Source organism: Helicobacter pylori (genome assembly GCF_016755635.1).
GTDB classification, from domain to species: Bacteria; Campylobacterota; Campylobacteria; order Campylobacterales; family Helicobacteraceae; genus Helicobacter; species Helicobacter pylori_CQ.
This window is the reverse complement of sequence record NZ_CP051500.1, coordinates 249,825-266,342: the sequence shown is the minus strand read 5'-3', so window position 1 is coordinate 266,342 and position 16,518 is coordinate 249,825. Positions and strand designations below refer to the sequence as shown.

The following is a 16,518-nucleotide window of genomic DNA, read 5'->3' as shown; positions in this document are numbered from 1 at the left end:
TTGATTTGGATTTCCCATTTTAACGCATTCTGTCTTTAAAACAAATTAGATCACCCTTTTCCCCCCTAAAAACAAGCGCTCCACTTCTTTAGCATGCAATAAAAATTGCAAGATCGCTTGCTCTTTAATGAATTTTTCATTAAAACCAAACACGCTCAAATCCGCCCTCTTATTGGCTTCTATCTCGCCATTATTCAAAGCTAAAGCTTTAGCCCCATGCCTAGTCGCCCCTAAAAGAGCGATCTTGGCTAATTCTAATAACGGCATGTTATGGGAAAGCAAAAACGCCCTCAATTCGTCCAAAAGGCTCAAAGAAACATTAGAACTCAAGCCATCAGTGGCGACGCTCACGCTCAAACCGGCTTCTCTAACTCTCTCTAAATCCAACGCTTTCCCGCTCAACAAGCGGTTAGAAAAGGGGCATGTGATTAAAAAAGCGTTTTTGACTTGAGATTTAATCCTTTGTAACGCTTCTAAAGAAGCGAACTGGTTATGCACAAATAAAGTGTGCGTGTCTTTAAACATGTCAATGTAATCGTTCGCGCCCTGATAGAGCGATTTGAAATGAGACTCTTTTAAAAAATGCTGGTAAAAATTTTCAAACCACCCTTTAGAGTTTTCTACCCATTCTAATTCTTCAAACGATTCTAAAAAATGCGTAGAAAGCAGGCTTTGTGAATCTTTGGCTAATTGGATCACGCTCAAAGCCATGTCTTTTTGCACCGAATAAGGGGCATGCACAGCGAGAGCGGCTTTAAGCTTTTTGTCTTCTAAATCTTTTAGCTCTTTAAATTTGGCCTCAAACGCTTTTAATTTTTCTAAAGAATAACTGCTCCCTAAAAACTCTAAAAACACGACAGCACTCAAAGGGCTTTCTTTTAATAAATCAACTTCTATCAAGTGGTTAGAAATCGCTCCCACGCTCCCCACCCCGCTTTTTAATTGCGTGCTGATAGCGTTTTGAATAGCCCCTTGGCAATTTTCTAAAATCGCCCCCCCATTGTTTAACACGCTCCCTAACCAGCCAGAAAAACTCCCGTAATCAAAACTCGCCTTGTTGTTGGAAAATTCAAAATGGGTGTGCGCGTTGATAAAAGCGGGCAACAGAACGGAATTTTCAAAAAACTGCGTCTTTAAGTGAGGGTATTTAAGCGTTAAACTTTGATAATCGCCTATTTCAACAATCTTTTCATCAAAGACCACGCCATAATCTTCTAACACTTCGCATTTTTCATTACACAAAAAAACTAAAGACGCTCCTATGATTTGCATGCATTCTCCTTAATAAATGTGGTTTGCCCTTTTAAGATCATTCTTTGCACTTCGCCGTATAATTCTAAACCATAAAAGGGCGAATTTTGATTACTCACTCTTGTTTGAGCGTTTAAATCCACGATCATCAAATTGGCTAATTGGTTTTCTTTAATCTCGCCTGCATTGAGTTTTAAAAACTTCGCTTGGTTAATCGCCATGACTTTAATGAGCTGTTGGAAGCTGATAACCTTTTTTTGAACTAAAAAAGTATAAGCCACGCTAAAAGCGTCCTCTATGCTCTCACACCCAAAAGCGCTTTCTTCAAAAAGCTCTGCGTTAGAATTTTTAAAAACATGAAGGCTTGTGAGCATGGCGATTTCGTTATTTTTTAGGGCTTCTTTTAGGGCGTTTTGACCTTCTTTATCCCTTAAAGGAGGGGCGATTTTAAATCGTGGCTCATAATCTTCATACACGCTCTCATCTAAGATTAAATGGCTTAAGGGCGTTTGGGCTTGCAAACGTGCTCCTAAATCGTTAAAGGCTTTGATGAGTTTGAGCGTGGCGGTGCTATTGACTTTATCTAAAAGCACAGGGATTTGTAACGCTCTAGAAACTTCCATGAAACGCACCAAGCGCGTGTTTTCAAACGCATTTTCTACAAAATTTTGCCCCAATTCATAGGCTAATTCCCCACTATTTAGGGCTTCAAAAGAATTTTCTAAAGAGACTAAAAAAGGCAAGTTGTAGGATTTGGCGTAATGGCTGATGAGTTCTAAAAAAGCATCAGATGGCGCGATTAAAATTTCCCCTCCTTTATTTTTAAGCGTAGCGATGTCGGCTAGTTGGTTGTTTTTAATTGCCATAATATTTTTAACGTCGCTTTGATCGCAATCAAAAACATTGAGTAACCCCACCCCCCCTTTAAAAGCCTTCTGTTTTAAATTTTCATAACTCTCCAAACCAGTAACGCTCAAATCAATGAAGCTTGGTAGCACGAATAAATCCCTGCACTCAATCACTTCTTCATTTTTAGTAGGGCTTAAGTTTTCTTTAATCTCTATAATGAGGGAATCTTTTAAGCGGATATCCGCTCTTTTTAAAACTTCATCATCATAAAACGAAGCGTTTTTTAACAGCATCAAACCCTCCTAATTTTGTAAAAAGTTAGTCAAGCTTTCTAAAGAATTTGTCATGATCAATATTCCCATTAAAATAAGCACCAACCCCGAAACAATTTCAATCGCGCGGTTGTATTTCTTTAAGGATTTTAAAAATAAAAGCGCTCTTTCTAGCATTAAAGCCACCAATAAAAAAGGGATCGCCAAGCCCATTACAAACACCACCATAAGCATTAAGCCATAAGCGTCCTTACTCGCGCTCATGATCACAATAGAAGTGAATATCGGCCCGATGCATGGCGTCCAGCCCAAAGCGAAACTCATGCCCAAAAGAAAGGGGTAAAAGCGCTGCATGCTATTAGATTTGCTCGCTAAACCAACGCTTTGGGTTTTATACAAAAATGCAAAACGGAACACGCCTAAAAAATGCAAACCAAAAAGAATCACAATCCCCCCGGCGATATAATTCACCCAGGAAAACGAAAAGCTATGGATAAGCTTGGCCATAGACATGCCCACGCCCAAAAAAACGAGCGAAAACCCCACCACAAACATCAAGGATTTTAAAAAAACCGAAACCCTTTTAGCCTTACCATCTTTAATATCCTCTAAAGAAATTTGAGAAATATAAGACATATACGCCGGGATCAAAGGCAACACGCAAGGGCTTAAAAAAGTTAAAATCCCGGCTAAAAGCGAAGTTAAAAGAGGCGCTGTGTCAAAGAGATTAACAAGCGTGTTATCAAACATCATCCAATCCTTTTTTCAAAATAACCATTTCTTGTCTTTTTTAGGATAACCAAACTTCACTTAATCTTAGGCACAATCTCGTTATTTTCCACCACAAACGCCACGCTGTCATTCTCTTTAATTTTATCCTCTAAAATGAGTTCAGCGAGCTTGTCTTCTACCATTTCATAGAGCGCGCGTTTTAGGGGTCTAGCACCATAAAATCTGTCAAATCCCGCTTCTGCGATCAATTCTTTTGCCTTTTCGTCTAGGGTTATATTAATGCCCCTTTCAAGCGCTTTTTTTTGAATGTTTTCAAAGAGTATCCCCACGATATTAATGATAGCATGACTATCTAGGGCGTTAAAGGAGATGATTTCATCTAAGCGGTTTAAAAATTCCGGCTTGAAAAATTGCCTCAAGCTTTCTTTAATCGCTTTTTGCTTATCGGCTTCACTCAAACTTTCTTCTAAAAGCGCGCCGCTAGCCACATTGCTGGTTAAAATCAAAATCGTGTTTTTGAAATCCACCCTCACGCCCTTACTATCGGTTAAATGCCCCTCATCTAAAACCTGCAACAAGAGATTAAACACATCCGGATGGGCTTTTTCCACTTCATCTAACAGCACCACGCTATAAGGCTTTCTGCGCACCGCTTCGGTCAATTGCCCGCCTTCTTCATAGCCCACATACCCAGGAGCGGCCCCAATAAGACGGCTTATAGCGTGCTTTTCCATATATTCGCTCATGTCAATCCGTATAAGGTTTTTATCGCTATCAAACAAGAATTGCGCCAAAGCTTTAGCGCTCTCGGTTTTACCCACGCCTGTTGGCCCTAAAAAGAGGAAACTCCCTATGGGCTTGTTGCTATCGCTAAGCCCGGCCTTATTCCTTTTAATCGCTTTAGCGATCGCTTTGAGCGCTTTTTCTTGCCCCACCACTCTTTTTTGCAATTCGCTTTCAATGTTTAAAACCCTATTTTTTTCGCTTTGGAGCATTTTTTGGACCGGGATATGCGTCCATTGGCTCACGATCTCAGCGATGTTGTTTTCGGTTAAAGCGTTTTGCAATAACGCCCCATTTTGTTGCATCGCTTCCCATTTATGCTGCAATTCTTCTTCTTTCTTTTTATTTTCAGGGATTTTAGAATATTCAATTTCACCCGCTTGCTGGTAATCCCCATTGCGCTTAAACCTCTCAGCCTCTTTTTTCAAGCTTTCCATTTCCATTTTCAAGCGTGAAATTTCTTTGAACACTTCTTTTTCGTTTTCAAATTGCACTTCTAATTGGATTTTTTCTTCTTTCAAATCGCTCAATTCTTTAAGGATTTCTTGCATGCGTTTGGCATTGCTCTCTTTTTTTTCCATTTCAAGGGCTTGTTTTTCCATTTCTAGTCTTTGAATGGAGCGCTTAACGCTAGAGAGTTTGGCCGGCTCTGATTCCATTTGCATTTTTAATTGGGCCGCCCCCTCATCAATCAAGTCAATCGCTTTATCGGGTAAAAACCTATCGGTGATATAACGGCTAGAGAGTTTAGCGCTCGCTATGAGCGCGGAGTCATTAATGGTGATATTATGGTGCGTTTCTAAAGTTTCTTTTAACCCCCTTAAAATCTGTAAAGCTTCATTGATGCTAGGCTCATTGAGTAAAATGGGTTGGAAACGCCTTTGCAATGCCATGTCTTTTTCAAAATACTTGCGGTATTCTTTTAAAGTGGTCGCTCCAATCGTGTGCAATTCCCCCCTAGCGAGCGCGGGTTTTAAAATATTCGCTGCATCCATGCCCCCCTCACTAGCCCCAGCCCCTACAATCGTGTGGATTTCATCAATGAATAAAATCACATTCGCGCTTTTTTTAACTTCTTCAATCACCTTTTTCAGGCGCTCTTCAAACTCGCCTCTGTATTTCGCCCCAGCCACCAACAAGCTTAAATCTAAAGCGATGACTCGTTTGTTTAAAAGCGTTTTAGGCACTTCCTTATTCACAATGCGTTGGGCTAGCCCTTCCACAACAGCCGTTTTCCCCACTCCAGGCTCACCTAATAAAATAGGGTTATTTTTTGTTTTTCTTATCAAAATTTGCATCATGCGAATGATTTCTTCATCTCTTCCGATCACCGGATCCAGCTTATTTTCTAAGGCTTTTTGCGTCAAATCAATGCCAAATTTTTCTAAACTTTCCAAATTGGAATCATCGTTTTTATTTTGGATAGTCGCACCTTTTCTTAAAGATTCTAAAGTTTTTTGCAATTCCTTAGTGTCTAAATAAGGCTTTAAAACGCTTTCAAAAAGGCTCATGTTCGCCAAAAGATACACATCGGTAGCGATGAAAGAATCGCCCCTTTTAGCCATCAAGCCTTGAGCGTTTTCTAAACTTTGGATTAAAGCTTGGTTTAATTGGATATTTTGCTTGCTGATTTGTGAGACTTTAGCGAACTTATTCAGCTCGCTTTGAACGCTAAGCTTTAAAGCTTCAATATCCACAGGCATTTTTTGTAAGGCTTGAATAAGAATGCCTTGGGAATTATTGAGCATGGCAAAAAGCATGTGCATGGGCGTTACTTCAGCGTTTTTATGGTGCAAGGCTAAAGCGAGCGCGCTGTCTAAAGTCTCATGCAATTGGTCAGTCATTTTTTCAAATAAATTCATTGTCAATCCTTTTTGAGTTTTAAAATCTTTACTATTTTACACTATTTTAACCCTCAAAGGTTTTTAAAACGCTCACACTAACGACAAACTCTCCAAAATACGCTTTTTAGACAACTCGCAATATTCTTTTTCAATCTCTAAACCCACGCTAAAACGCCCTAAAGCGTTGGCCTCTAAAATAGTCGTGCCAGATCCGCTAAAAGGATCAAAAATCGTGTCTTCCAAAAAAGAAAACAATTGGATGCAACGCCTGGGCAATTCCCTTGGGAATGGGGCTGGGTGTTTTAAGCGTTTTTTAGACTCTCCGCTAAAACTCCATAGCCCGTTCGTGTAGAGCAAAAATTCCTCTTTGCTCATCGTAGAAGTTTGTTTTTTTCGTTTGTATTCGTTTTTATAAAAAACAACGATCAATTCCACAGGAGCGATCGCATAAGGTGCGCTAGCTTGCAGCCAACTCCCCCAAGCGGTGCGTCTTGAAATATTGCTTTCATTCCAAATGATCGTATTTTGGTATTTCCAACCGCATTCTTTAGCCACTGCAATAATATCAGCCCCCAAACTTTGCTTGCCGTGTTTATTCGTATCTAAAGGGACATTCAAGCACAATCTCGCCTGTTCCTTACCCCAAAAATAACAATTTTTAAGCCAATTTTTACACCAATTCAAATAATCATCATAAGCCCTAAAATCATCACTCCCCTGATATTCAATGCTCAAATTATAGGGCGGTGAAGTGATGCATAAATCATAAAAACCTTTTTCAAAAGTCTCTAAAACGCTCGCATCGCCATGGTATAAATCCAATTTTTCCAAACTGAAATAAGGTTTCATAAAAGCCTTTTTAAATCTTCTAACAAATTTTCTATGCCCTTAATCTTAGAGCTTTGATCAAAATGGCTTTTGGCTAAATAAAGGCCATCTAATTCATGTTCCATGACGATCCTAGCCTTTTTAGGCTTGTCTTTAAAACTGATCTCATCATCGTTATCCGGTGTTATCATAAAGACTTTAATGTGAGAAGTTATAGGCAATTGCAAAAGCTTTAATTTCCAATAAGGCGTTTCTGTGAAACGCTCTCTAAACGAATTTTTTACCGATAAAATCGCTAGGATTTTGACATTATCCTTGTTGGTTTGATAAAGAATAATATCTGGCAAAACGCTATAGCCTCCAAAATGCACCAATAAAGCCCGTTTGACTTTATCTAATTCGCCATTAATGCGCTTAGCCCTTAAGGTTTTATCGTTCGTCATTTTTACATTGTTTTTAATACAAAAATCTTTTAATAAAAGTTCTATGATTTTTTCTAACGCTCTTCCAACCGCACTGACAAAGCCTTGTCTGGCCAAAATACTAGCCTCTTCCTTGCTTTTATTTCGCTTCATATAATCGCTAATCTTACTATTCAAAAAGCGTTCTTTTTCTTGCGTGTAAAAAACCTGTAAAAACTTGTAAGGCTCAGGGTGTTCTCTCATAAAATCTTTAAAACGCTCTAAAATAATATCCGCTAAACTCAATCCAAATACCTTAATCCATAGAAATCCATCAAATTATAATACAAAACCTTTTGATAATGGCTCGCATTTAAAACAAACTTATGATAAATAATGAAATGCAAATTTTAGATATTCTGCTTAAAAGTATTGCTAATGAATCATATATTTTCACTAAAATAATATTGACAGAGTTTAATCAAAGGGCTAGATATGCAATTTTTAAATCAGTCTTTGGGATTTTTGGCCTTGATGCTAAAAGAAGTTCAAGCGATGAATTTTTAGAAATCAAACAAGTATCCTTTCAAAGTCCATTAATCAAAGAATTTGATTTTAAAATGAAACCCATTGATTCAAAAGAACAAGAGCTTGTCAATCTTTTTAATCTCAAATTTGGTCGTTTTTCTTGGGAAAATCATCTTGCATAAAGTTTTTATCATGGAAGCTTTGGAGTGTTTGAAAAGGATAGAAAAAGAAAGCATCCAAACTATCTATATAGATCCCCCTTATAACACCAAGAGTTCTAACTTTGAATATGAAGACGCTCATGCTGACTATGAAAAATGGATTGAAGAACATTTGATTTTAGCAAAGGCTGTGTTAAAACAAAGCGGTTGTCTTTTTATTTCTATAGATGATAATAAAATGGCTGAAGTTAAAATCATTGCCAATGAAATTTTTGGAACGCGCAATTTTTTAGGCACTTTTATCACTAAACAAGCCACAAGATCTAACGCTAAACACATCAATATTACCCATGAGTATGTTTTAAGCTACGCCAAAAATAAAGCGTTCGCTCCTGGTTTTAAAATCTTACGAACGCTTTTGCCCATTTATGCTAAACCATTAAAAGATTTAATGCGAACGATTAAGAATGTTTTTAAACAAAAAGGACAAGCTCAAGCCCAACTTGTCTTAAAAGAACAAATCAAAGAATTATCTAAAAAAGAACATTTTAATTTTTTAAAAAATTATAATTTAGTGGATGAAAAAGGTGAGATTTATTTCGCTAAAGATTTATCCACGCCTTCACACCCACGCAGTGTAGCGATAGAAGAAATCAATCTTTTTTTAGAACCCTTAAAAAGCAGAGGGTGGAGCAGCGATGAAAAGCTTAAGGAGTTATATTATCAAAACAGGCTTATTTTTAAGAATAATCGCCCTTATGAAAAATATTACTTAAAAGAATCGCAAGATAATTGTTTGAGCGTGTTGGATTTTTATAGCCGACAAGGCACAAAAGATTTAGAAAAATTAGGCTTAAAGGGGCTTTTTAAGACGCCAAAACCTGTAGCATTGATTAAATATTTATTATTATGCTCCACCCCTAAAGATTCTGTTATTTTAGATTTTTTTGCAGGTAGCGGGACAACAGCGCAAGCGGTTATAGAAGTTAATAAGGATTATTATTTGAATTGGTCTTTTTATTTGTGCCAAAAAGAAGAAAAAATTAAAAATAACCCACAAGCTGCTAGCATTTTGAAAAACAAGGGGTATAAAAACACGATTTCAAACATCATGCTATCGCGTTTAGAAAAGATTGTTAAAAGAAGTGAATACGAAATTTTAAAAACAAAATCTATTTTATTTTAAATATTATTTTTCAAACCCCTACACCCTATCCACACTTAAAATTTCAGCGCTCGCTCTGGCTTTTTCATTACTCAATTCAATTTTATCGCCCCTTTTTAATACCTCTAATTCTATCGCTTGGTTATTTTTGCTCACAAACGCCCCAAATTGGGGTAATTTCAAATTTGCATGAGCGAGTTTAAGGGCGTTTTCTAGCCTGTTTAATCGCTCTGTTTTAGTTTGTAAAAAAGGGCTTGTTAATGTTTGAGTAGAGATTTTTTCTAAAAGCGTTTTTTTAAAGCGTAAAAATTCTAGGGTTTTATTTTCTAGTGCGATTTTTAGTTTCTCTAGCTTTAGAGCGTTTAAATGGTGCTTGTTTTCAAAACTCAATCGTTTTAAAGAAGCCTCTAAATGCTCTAAATGCGCCTTTTTTTGATGGAGCAAAATTTTAAAAGAGCGGTGCAATTTCAAATTAAACCCATCAAGTCTTTGCAACCATTCATCGCTACTAGGGAGTAAAATCTCCATCGCGTTTGAAGGCGTAGAAGCCCTTAAATCCGCTACCAAATCGCTCAATAAAAAATCGCTCTCATGCCCAATAGCTGACATGCTGAAAGTTTTAGCCAAATGCAATGCATCAGCGATTTTCTCATCATTGAAAGAATACAAATCCTCCATGCTCCCCCCACCCCTAGCCACCACAATCGCATCAAAAGCGTTTTTTGTGCCATGAAAACTATCCGCATAAGCGATGCTCTCCACCACGCTTTGAACGCAGCCCTCCCCTTGCATTAACGCATTGATGCAAACCAATTCGCACATCGGCCATCGTTTGGAAGCGATCTTTTTCATGTCCGCCCAAGCGGCTGAATTTTGAGAAGTGATGACTGCCACTCGTTTAGGAAAATGCGGTTTGGGTAATTTATTGGCTTCATCAAAATAGCCCTTAAGGCGTAATTTTTCTTTCAATTGCTCTAAAGCTAGGGTTAATGAACCTATATCTTTAGGTTCTATTTCAAAGCAATTGATTTGATAGTCCCCCCTTGGAACATACACGCTAACACCCCCAAAAACAACTACTTCCTGCCCTTCTTTTAAAGCGAATTTGAGCCTGTTAGCATTCCCTTTAAACAGCACGCATCTGATGACTGACTGGCTGTCTTTGAGCGAAAAATACGCATGGCCGCTCACCTTATGGATTGTCAAATTACTCACTTCCCCTTGAACCCTAACTTGCAAAAAAGTCGCTTCTAAAAGGGCTTTGATTTGCGCATTGATTTCGCTCACGCTCAATACATCCACCAACTCCCCCTTTTATAGCAAACGAGCGATGTCATTGAAAAGCCCTAAAAACATGATAAAAACCAAAAACCCCACACCCGCTAGCCACAACGCATTTTGCATAAACGCCGGCAAAGTGATCTTAAAAATATTTTTAAAAACAACCCCTAACATTTGCGCCCCATCCAACGCTGGAATGGGTAATAAATTTAAAATCCCTAAATTGATAGACAAAAACGCCCCAAACAACAAAAGCATGCTCACACTACTCGCATGGCTTAACGCTCCCACAATGCCTACCACCCCGCTCAATTCTTTAACTGAAGCGCTCCCTATAATCAAACGCCTTAAAGAATCCCCAATCAAGACAACGCCCTCTTTAAACCGACTCAAGGCCTTTTCAAACGCTTGAAACAAGGAATAAGAGATAACGCCTGTTTTTTGCATGTCTGGTTTAATGCCTATTACTTTATATTTGATGATTTCATTAGGATTATTAGAATCGCTTATCAGCGCCACGATTTTAGGGGTCAGTCGTTTTTCTAAAATCTGATGGTTGCGCTCTATTTCTAAAACCAACTCGCCCTTAGCATGCGCCACTACGCTTCTAATCTCTCTAAAACTCGCTATTTGTTTGTGGTTGATAGAAAGGATTTTATCCCCCTTTAATAGCCCGGCTTCTAGCGCGTTTTTTTCTAAATCGCCAATGACGGGCAGTAAGACTTTTTCCCCACCCAATGCCAGAAAAAAATACACTAAAATCGCAAAAAGAAAATTAAAAAACGCCCCTCCAAATAGTATCCATAGCTTTTGGAAAGGGCTTTTTTGCGCGTAACTATCATTCGCGCTTTCATTCGTTTCATTTTCTTCTTTATCCATGCCCTTTAATTTCACATAGCCCCCAAGCGGGATCAAAGACAAAGCGAATTGCGTGCCAAAAAGCTTAAAAAAACAGAGTTTTTTACCAAAACCAATGCTAAAAACTTCTACCTTCACCCCACAAATCCTAGCGATAGTGAAATGCCCTAATTCATGGACAAAGATTAAAAACGCCAGCATCAAAACCGCTACAATGAACATCATACCCCTGCAGGCTCTTTGGTGTTAGGATCTTTTATCATCGGCTCTTTTGAAGGCGTGGGTGCTATGGGAGGCGTGGGTGCTATGGTCTTTGGGATTTCTTTATTTTCTTTTAGGGGTTTTTGCCACAACTCCGTCAAAGCCGCCGCTTTTTTAGGATCCATTTTGGCTAAAATTTTACCGAGTTCTTGGGGTTTTAGCGCCATTAAAATTTCTAAGGCGTTTTGAGTGGGTAGATTTTCTAAAATCAAGGCGGACTTAGAATCTTTCATTTTAGAGTAAGTCTCGCCAATCTTGCTATCTTTAGCCTGCTTGATTCCTCTTAAAATGCCTTCGTTTTCTTCTATCAAATTTTTAAGGCGCTTTTTTTCTTCCGTTTGTAAGGTTTTAAAGGCTTCTTCTTTAGCGGCTAATTTTTTCAGTTTTTCTTCCACTTCTTTTTCTTTTTTGTTTAACAGATCGTTTTTTTCATCTAAAAGGCGGGCGTTTTCGGTTTGTAAGATCCTTAAAGACTGCTCTTTTTCACTCAATCGGCGCAAATCGTCTTTCAATTCGGCTTTTTTAGATTCAAAAATCGCAGAGCATTGCAACAATTCTTGCGCGGCTTCTTCGCCAAAGAGCGCTTGAAAAATCAAGCCCATTAACAAGATTTTACGCATGCAAGCCCTCTTTTTGCCAGTGTAAAATCATGGCGTTTTCGTCTAAAAGAGCCTGCTCTTTTTTTTCCAAAATTTCCTTTTCTTTTCGCTTTTCATTTTCTAAAATGATTTTAGCTTTTTCTAATTCCTGGTTAGCCAAAAGATACTCTTTTTCTAAAATTTTTAAATCCTTAATTAAATTCTCGCTTTCTTGTTGGTAATATTCTATCTCCATTCTTAAAGCGCTTTTTAATTGCTGGGTTTGTAAAAAAAGGCTCATTCCCCCCAATTCAGGGTTTTTAAACGCACTCAGTTGAGCTTGTTTGTCCAAAATTTCTCGCTCATTTTGCTGCCATTCCAAACGCTTGCTTTCAAGCTTTTGCTCTATTTTTTCTAACGCAAGGGTTTTTAATTGCACCAATACAGAAGCGAATTTTTTCATAGAAAAATCGTGTCTTCTCTTTCAGGGCTTGTAGAAATAAGGCGGATTTTTACCCCCACTTCTTTTTCAATAAAACGGATATACTCTCTAGCGTTTGGCTCTAAATCGTCTAATTTTCTCACGCCCACGCTTTTTTCCCAGCCTTTAAAAGTTTGATAGATCGGCGCACAATCTCTCAAATCGCTAGGGAAAGCCTCTAATCTTTCGCCCTTTCTTTCATAAGCCACGCACACCTTAATCGTTTCAATCCCATCTAAAACATCTAATTTCATTAAAGCTAATTGCGTGCAACCATTCAAAGCGCAAGCGTATTTTAAAGCCACCACATCCAGCCACCCGCAACGCCGTGGGCGTTTGGTTGTCGTGCCAAACTCTGCGCCCTTAGTCCTTAAATGATCGCCCATGGGTGTAGTGTCTTCGCTAGGGAAAGGCCCATTACCCACACGAGTGGAATAGGCTTTCGTGATGCCTATCACTTCATTGATCGCTTTAGGGTTTAAGCCGGTGCTCACGCAAGCACTAGCGCTCGTGGTGTTAGAGCTTGTTACAAAAGGGTAAGTCCCTAAATCAATGTCTAAAAGCGTGCCTTGCGCCCCTTCTAGTAGGATTTTTTCACCCTTTTGGTTCGCTTCTATCAGCATGCTTGTCGTGTCTTTGATAAAGGGGCAAATTTTTGGAGCGTAAGTTTTAAAATACTCTCTCAAATCTTTTTCGTAATTCTCGCCCAAATCATACGCTTCCTTAAAAGGCTCAATGGCTTTGAAATGAGCGTTTAGCCTTTCTTCTAAGATTTTATCGTCTAATAAATCCCCCATTCTTATCCCACTCCTTGCCATTTTATCCTCATAGCAAGGGCCTATGCCTTTTTTAGTCGTGCCGATGTTTTGAGATTTTTCTTTAAAAGCGTCTTTTTTGGCATGATAATGCAAGATCACATGGGCTCTGTCGCTGATGAACAAACGATTTTCTAAATCCTCAAACGCGCTGATTTCTTCGCACAAATCCTTAATGCTCACGACCACCGCGCTAGAAATGATGTTCTTGCATTTGGGGTATAAAACCCCTGAAGGCATTAAATGCAAAGAATGCTTAACCCCCTTATGCACAATGGTATGCCCGGCATTATGCCCGCCTTGATAGCGCACCACAAAATCATAATCTTTAGCGATCCTATCAACAATTTTTCCTTTCCCCTCATCTCCCCACTGGATCCCCACAACGACATCTGCCATAAAATATTATCCTTAAAACAAAGTAGATTGGATTGTTTAAAAGCTTGTTAGAATACCAAAAAAAAGTAAAAAGCCTCTTTAATAAGCCCTAAAAAGAGCTTAAAAACCTATCGTGTAATTGATATAGAACGCATACAAACGCCTGTAATCCACATCGGCTCCATTCGCTCTCAAATACCTTTGATTGATAGCTGGGATTTTCACGCCAAATTCCATCCCATGCTGGATGCTTTGAGACGCGCTCAAAAACCGGCGGTGCATGGTGCTGGCAAAATGAGCCCTTAAACCCAAATTAAATAAAAATTGGAAATTCGTGGGAGTGGGGTATTCTTTAAACGAGTTTTCAATTTGGCCTCTTAAAGAGCTATCCCAAGTGTTACCCGCTATTTGAATGCCCCCAAACACCCCCACATTCAAGGACTGATCGCTAAAAACCCTTCTAAAAATATTCCATAAAAAGTCTGTGCCAGCGCCATAAGTAAAGATATTCGCTTTAACAGCGCTGCTAAGACTGCCCAATTGCGTAAAGCCATAATCAAAGAAAGCGTAATATCGTAAGCCTATATTCCTCTTGCTCCCAAAAAATTGCTTATAGCCCATTTGAATGCCAAAGCCATTAATAACCCCATGCTGAGAGCTTTTGCCTGGCCCAAATTGGGGCAAGTAGGGCTCATCGTAATTATTCAGCATTCCTCCTAGCTGTTTTAGATTCTCTTGGTAAGTAGCGATTCGATCCGAGATGGTTTTCACATCCTTTTGGAGCATTGATCCTGCACCATCATTATTCAAGCTTGCTGCGATCTGGCCTAGCTTTGCTGAAGAAGTGTCATTAAAAAGCTGCATTTGGGCTAAAAGCCCTTTTAAAAACACCGAATTGCTATTCAGATTCACCCTTGTAAGCGCGTTTAAAAGTGCCACACTCTCCGTGGCTAAGAGACTGAATTCATTTTGAGAACCATAGAGAACTTTTATAATCCCTACATATTCAGGAACTACTCCATTATGACCGCCATTATTACTATTATTAACCAAGTTATAAAGCACATTACTCAAATACACTTGCAAAGCTTGAACGCTATAAGCGTTTTTATTTGTCTCAAAGCGTTGCTCAATTTGGGGGAGTATTTTTTTAAACTGGGTTAATTCTGCGTTGTTGTTGCCAACAGTTGTATTAGTATTGACAATTTGATTGCCTATCCCTAAAAGAGCGTTCATGGTCGTGTTTGTCGCTAAAGCTAAAAGCCCATTACTCCCTGCCATACCCACGCCCACTTGGCGGAAATCATCAATGACATTATTCCTTAGGGTGCTGCCTTTATTATTGATGTTTTGTTGCGCGCCGCCGATTTGATAGCCCACTCCCATATAAAAGCCATTATCTTCAGCTAACGCCATGCTTAAAGGAAGGCTAAAAAGCAGAGCGGTTTTTAAAAGCCCTTTTTTGAGTGCATGGTATTGACTATAACCTTTTTTCATTCTTGTATTCTTTATCTCTTTTGTATTGGTATTTTTCATCAAGAGCCTTCCTTAAAAACCGACTGAATAGCCCACATAGAAGCTAAAATTCCTCATATAGCTCGCGCTTGAGCCCTGGGTTGCAAAATATTTATGAGCGATAACAGGGATTTTCACCCCAAATTCTATCCCTTGGTCTAGCCTGTGCTTATTGAAATTGGTTTTTGCAAAGTTGGTGCGCACGCCCAAATCAAACAAGAATTGGAACGAACTGGACTTGACATCAGGCCTTTGCCCACTCAATAAATTCGTTACATTAGTGCTCCAAGTTTGCCCTGCAATTTGAGCGCCAAAGAAAAGACCGATTGTAGTCCTTTCCCTCCTTCTGGAGCGTTCATACACATTGTATAAAAAATCCGTTCCTACCCCATAAGTAACAAGATTCGCTCCCACTTTTAAATTCGTATCGCCAAAATTCGCATAGCCATAATCCAAAAACCCGTAATACCTTAAGCCGATATTTTTCTTATGGGTGAAAAATTGTTTATAACCCATCTTAGCCCCAAAGCCGTTCATGCTCGCTGACTGGTAATCTTTGAGCGAAAAGAGGTTAGGGATATAAGAAATCTTATAAAGAGAACTAGCCGAAGATTCAAACTGGCCTAAGCTCGCGTTAATGATGTTTATGACTCTATCTAGCCCTTTCCTGTAAACAAGCTGACTCCCAGTAAAACAAGGCGATGCACTGCTACAAATATTTTTTTCAATAAAACTCCCTAACCCCAAAGTCTCACGATCCAAAGAAATCCCGCTCTTAATCAAAGCGTTGAGCTCGCTAACCGTAGAATTAGCCCCTATCAAGCCCGTTTGCGAAGAAAAATTTTGCATGCCTGTGGCAATATCGCCCACGCTCACGCCGTTATACGCTCCATTAGTCCCGCCCGCGCCTAAAAGCATGACTTTCATGATGTTTTCGTATAGCTGTTGGTTATTGTTTTGTTGGATTTTGCTCAAATCCATCTGCCCTAAAGCTAAAACGATGTTTTGAGCCACTAAGAGCATGCTATCAGTGATACCGATTTGTTCTTTCCCTACATCCACCACCAAAGGCTTAATGACACCTTCTGAAGCGTATTGTTGGGATAGATCTAGTAGTTTTCCTAAAATCTCTAGAGATTTCTCTAAATTGACTAAGGCCTGGTTTGGTTGTCCGTTTGGTTGCGATGGTTGCGTTTGTGAGCTGTTTTTCAGGCTTTCACTCAAAAGAATTTTTGTTTTATTCCCTAAAATATCCAAGTAGTAGGATAAAGGAATGGCAGAAGTTTGCAACCTCACAGCCCCATCTCTAATGAGTTGCTTTAATTCTTGCGCTTGGGTGAAGCCTGGATTTTTCAATTCCTGTCTGGCCAAACTCGTTTGGTAATCTATGACAAAAAACGCCCCATCTTCTTCAGCCCTGCACAAAGACATGCTCGCTAGTAAAAAAAGAGCGATCGTTTTTTTAAAGGAGTGGTTTTTCAAAAATATCCTTTTTGCTTTGATAAGTGATTTTACTTAATCCATAAAAGAAACTCTC

Annotated in this window: 15 protein-coding genes; 2 read left to right on the top strand and 13 right to left on the bottom strand. The window is 38.9% G+C overall.

What is annotated here, in order from left to right:
• Window positions 1-45: 45 nt before the first annotated feature.
• The 6 genes from mqnF to HG567_RS01240 form a co-directional block, all read right to left on the bottom strand.
• Window positions 46-1,272: an adenosine deaminase gene (mqnF, locus tag HG567_RS01265; RefSeq protein WP_202139892.1), complete on the bottom strand. Its 1,227-nt coding sequence runs from the start codon at window positions 1,270-1,272 to the stop codon at window positions 46-48.
• Window positions 1,260-2,393, bottom strand: coding sequence for an amidohydrolase family protein (locus HG567_RS01260; RefSeq protein ID WP_202139891.1), 1,134 nt, complete (start codon window positions 2,391-2,393; stop codon window positions 1,260-1,262). Before HG567_RS01260 ends, mqnF begins: the two co-directional genes overlap by 13 nt.
• 9 nt (window positions 2,394-2,402) lie before the next feature.
• Window positions 2,403-3,122, bottom strand: a complete 720-nt coding sequence (locus HG567_RS01255; RefSeq protein ID WP_001912571.1) for a cytochrome c biogenesis protein CcdA — start codon at window positions 3,120-3,122, stop codon at window positions 2,403-2,405.
• A 56-nt stretch (window positions 3,123-3,178) separates the two neighbouring features.
• Window positions 3,179-5,749, bottom strand: coding sequence for an ATP-dependent Clp protease ATP-binding subunit (locus tag HG567_RS01250; protein ID WP_202139890.1), 2,571 nt, complete (start codon window positions 5,747-5,749; stop codon window positions 3,179-3,181).
• A gap of 72 nt (window positions 5,750-5,821) precedes the next feature.
• Window positions 5,822-6,580, bottom strand: coding sequence for a DNA-methyltransferase (locus HG567_RS01245; protein ID WP_202139889.1), 759 nt, complete (start codon window positions 6,578-6,580; stop codon window positions 5,822-5,824).
• Window positions 6,577-7,266 (bottom strand): BsaWI family type II restriction enzyme, encoded by a 690-nt coding sequence (locus HG567_RS01240; RefSeq protein ID WP_202139888.1) that lies wholly within the window; start codon window positions 7,264-7,266, stop codon window positions 6,577-6,579. Before HG567_RS01240 ends, HG567_RS01245 begins: the two co-directional genes overlap by 4 nt.
• Before the next feature lie 161 nt (window positions 7,267-7,427).
• Here HG567_RS01240 and HG567_RS01235 point away from each other — a divergent pair, with 161 nt between their 5' ends.
• Both HG567_RS01235 and HG567_RS01230 read left to right on the top strand, forming a co-directional pair.
• Window positions 7,428-7,670, top strand: coding sequence for a hypothetical protein (locus tag HG567_RS01235; RefSeq protein ID WP_202140216.1), 243 nt, complete (start codon window positions 7,428-7,430; stop codon window positions 7,668-7,670).
• A 10-nt stretch (window positions 7,671-7,680) separates the two neighbouring features.
• Window positions 7,681-8,835 carry a DNA methyltransferase gene (locus tag HG567_RS01230; protein ID WP_202140215.1) on the top strand — a complete coding sequence of 385 codons (1,155 nt, stop codon included), beginning with the start codon at window positions 7,681-7,683 and terminating at the stop codon, window positions 8,833-8,835.
• Between the two features lie 18 nt (window positions 8,836-8,853).
• Here HG567_RS01230 and xseA read toward each other — a convergent pair whose 3' ends face one another.
• From xseA to hopF, 7 genes are all read right to left on the bottom strand, one after another.
• Window positions 8,854-10,116 carry an exodeoxyribonuclease VII large subunit gene (xseA, locus tag HG567_RS01225; protein ID WP_202139887.1) on the bottom strand — a complete coding sequence of 421 codons (1,263 nt, stop codon included), beginning with the start codon at window positions 10,114-10,116 and terminating at the stop codon, window positions 8,854-8,856.
• A 12-nt stretch (window positions 10,117-10,128) separates the two neighbouring features.
• Complete coding sequence (gene rseP / locus HG567_RS01220; RefSeq protein ID WP_202139886.1) at window positions 10,129-11,175, bottom strand: RIP metalloprotease RseP; 1,047 nt, start codon at window positions 11,173-11,175, stop codon at window positions 10,129-10,131.
• Entirely contained in the window at window positions 11,175-11,834 is a 660-nt protein-coding gene (locus HG567_RS01215) for a MotE family protein (protein ID WP_202139885.1), read from the bottom strand. Before HG567_RS01215 ends, rseP begins: the two co-directional genes overlap by 1 nt.
• Entirely contained in the window at window positions 11,827-12,255 is a 429-nt protein-coding gene (locus HG567_RS01210; protein ID WP_000712811.1) for a flagellar export protein FliJ, read from the bottom strand. The genes HG567_RS01215 and HG567_RS01210 overlap by 8 nt, the downstream gene beginning before the upstream one ends.
• Window positions 12,252-13,487: an adenylosuccinate synthase gene (purA, locus tag HG567_RS01205; RefSeq protein ID WP_202163869.1), complete on the bottom strand. Its 1,236-nt coding sequence runs from the start codon at window positions 13,485-13,487 to the stop codon at window positions 12,252-12,254. The genes HG567_RS01210 and purA overlap by 4 nt, the downstream gene beginning before the upstream one ends.
• 99 nt (window positions 13,488-13,586) lie before the next feature.
• Window positions 13,587-15,002: a Hop family outer membrane protein HopG gene (gene hopG, locus HG567_RS01200; RefSeq protein WP_202163868.1), complete on the bottom strand. Its 1,416-nt coding sequence runs from the start codon at window positions 15,000-15,002 to the stop codon at window positions 13,587-13,589.
• Window positions 15,003-15,014: 12 nt separating this feature from the next.
• Window positions 15,015-16,463 (bottom strand): Hop family outer membrane protein HopF, encoded by a 1,449-nt coding sequence (gene hopF / locus HG567_RS01195; protein WP_202163867.1) that lies wholly within the window; start codon window positions 16,461-16,463, stop codon window positions 15,015-15,017.
• Window positions 16,464-16,518: the final 55 nt, after the last annotated feature.

Excerpts from the sequence above, each read along its gene's own strand:
- HG567_RS01215 (WP_202139885.1), bottom strand. The coding sequence starts at position 11,834 with ATGCGTAAAATCTTGTTAATGGGCTTGATTTTTCAAGCGCTCTTTGGC.
- HG567_RS01210 (WP_000712811.1), bottom strand. The coding sequence starts at position 12,255 with ATGAAAAAATTCGCTTCTGTATTGGTGCAATTAAAAACCCTTGCGTTA.
- HG567_RS01260 (WP_202139891.1), bottom strand. The coding sequence starts at position 2,393 with ATGCTGTTAAAAAACGCTTCGTTTTATGATGATGAAGTTTTAAAAAGA.
- rseP (WP_202139886.1), bottom strand. The coding sequence starts at position 11,175 with ATGTTCATTGTAGCGGTTTTGATGCTGGCGTTTTTAATCTTTGTCCAT.
- mqnF (WP_202139892.1), bottom strand. The coding sequence starts at position 1,272 with ATGCAAATCATAGGAGCGTCTTTAGTTTTTTTGTGTAATGAAAAATGC.
- HG567_RS01250 (WP_202139890.1), bottom strand. The coding sequence starts at position 5,749 with ATGAATTTATTTGAAAAAATGACTGACCAATTGCATGAGACTTTAGAC.
- purA (WP_202163869.1), bottom strand. The coding sequence starts at position 13,487 with ATGGCAGATGTCGTTGTGGGGATCCAGTGGGGAGATGAGGGGAAAGGA.
- HG567_RS01230 (WP_202140215.1), top strand. The coding sequence starts at position 7,681 with ATGGAAGCTTTGGAGTGTTTGAAAAGGATAGAAAAAGAAAGCATCCAA.
- HG567_RS01255 (WP_001912571.1), bottom strand. The coding sequence starts at position 3,122 with ATGTTTGATAACACGCTTGTTAATCTCTTTGACACAGCGCCTCTTTTA.
- hopG (WP_202163868.1), bottom strand. The coding sequence starts at position 15,002 with ATGAAAAATACCAATACAAAAGAGATAAAGAATACAAGAATGAAAAAA.
- HG567_RS01245 (WP_202139889.1), bottom strand. The coding sequence starts at position 6,580 with ATGAAACCTTATTTCAGTTTGGAAAAATTGGATTTATACCATGGCGAT.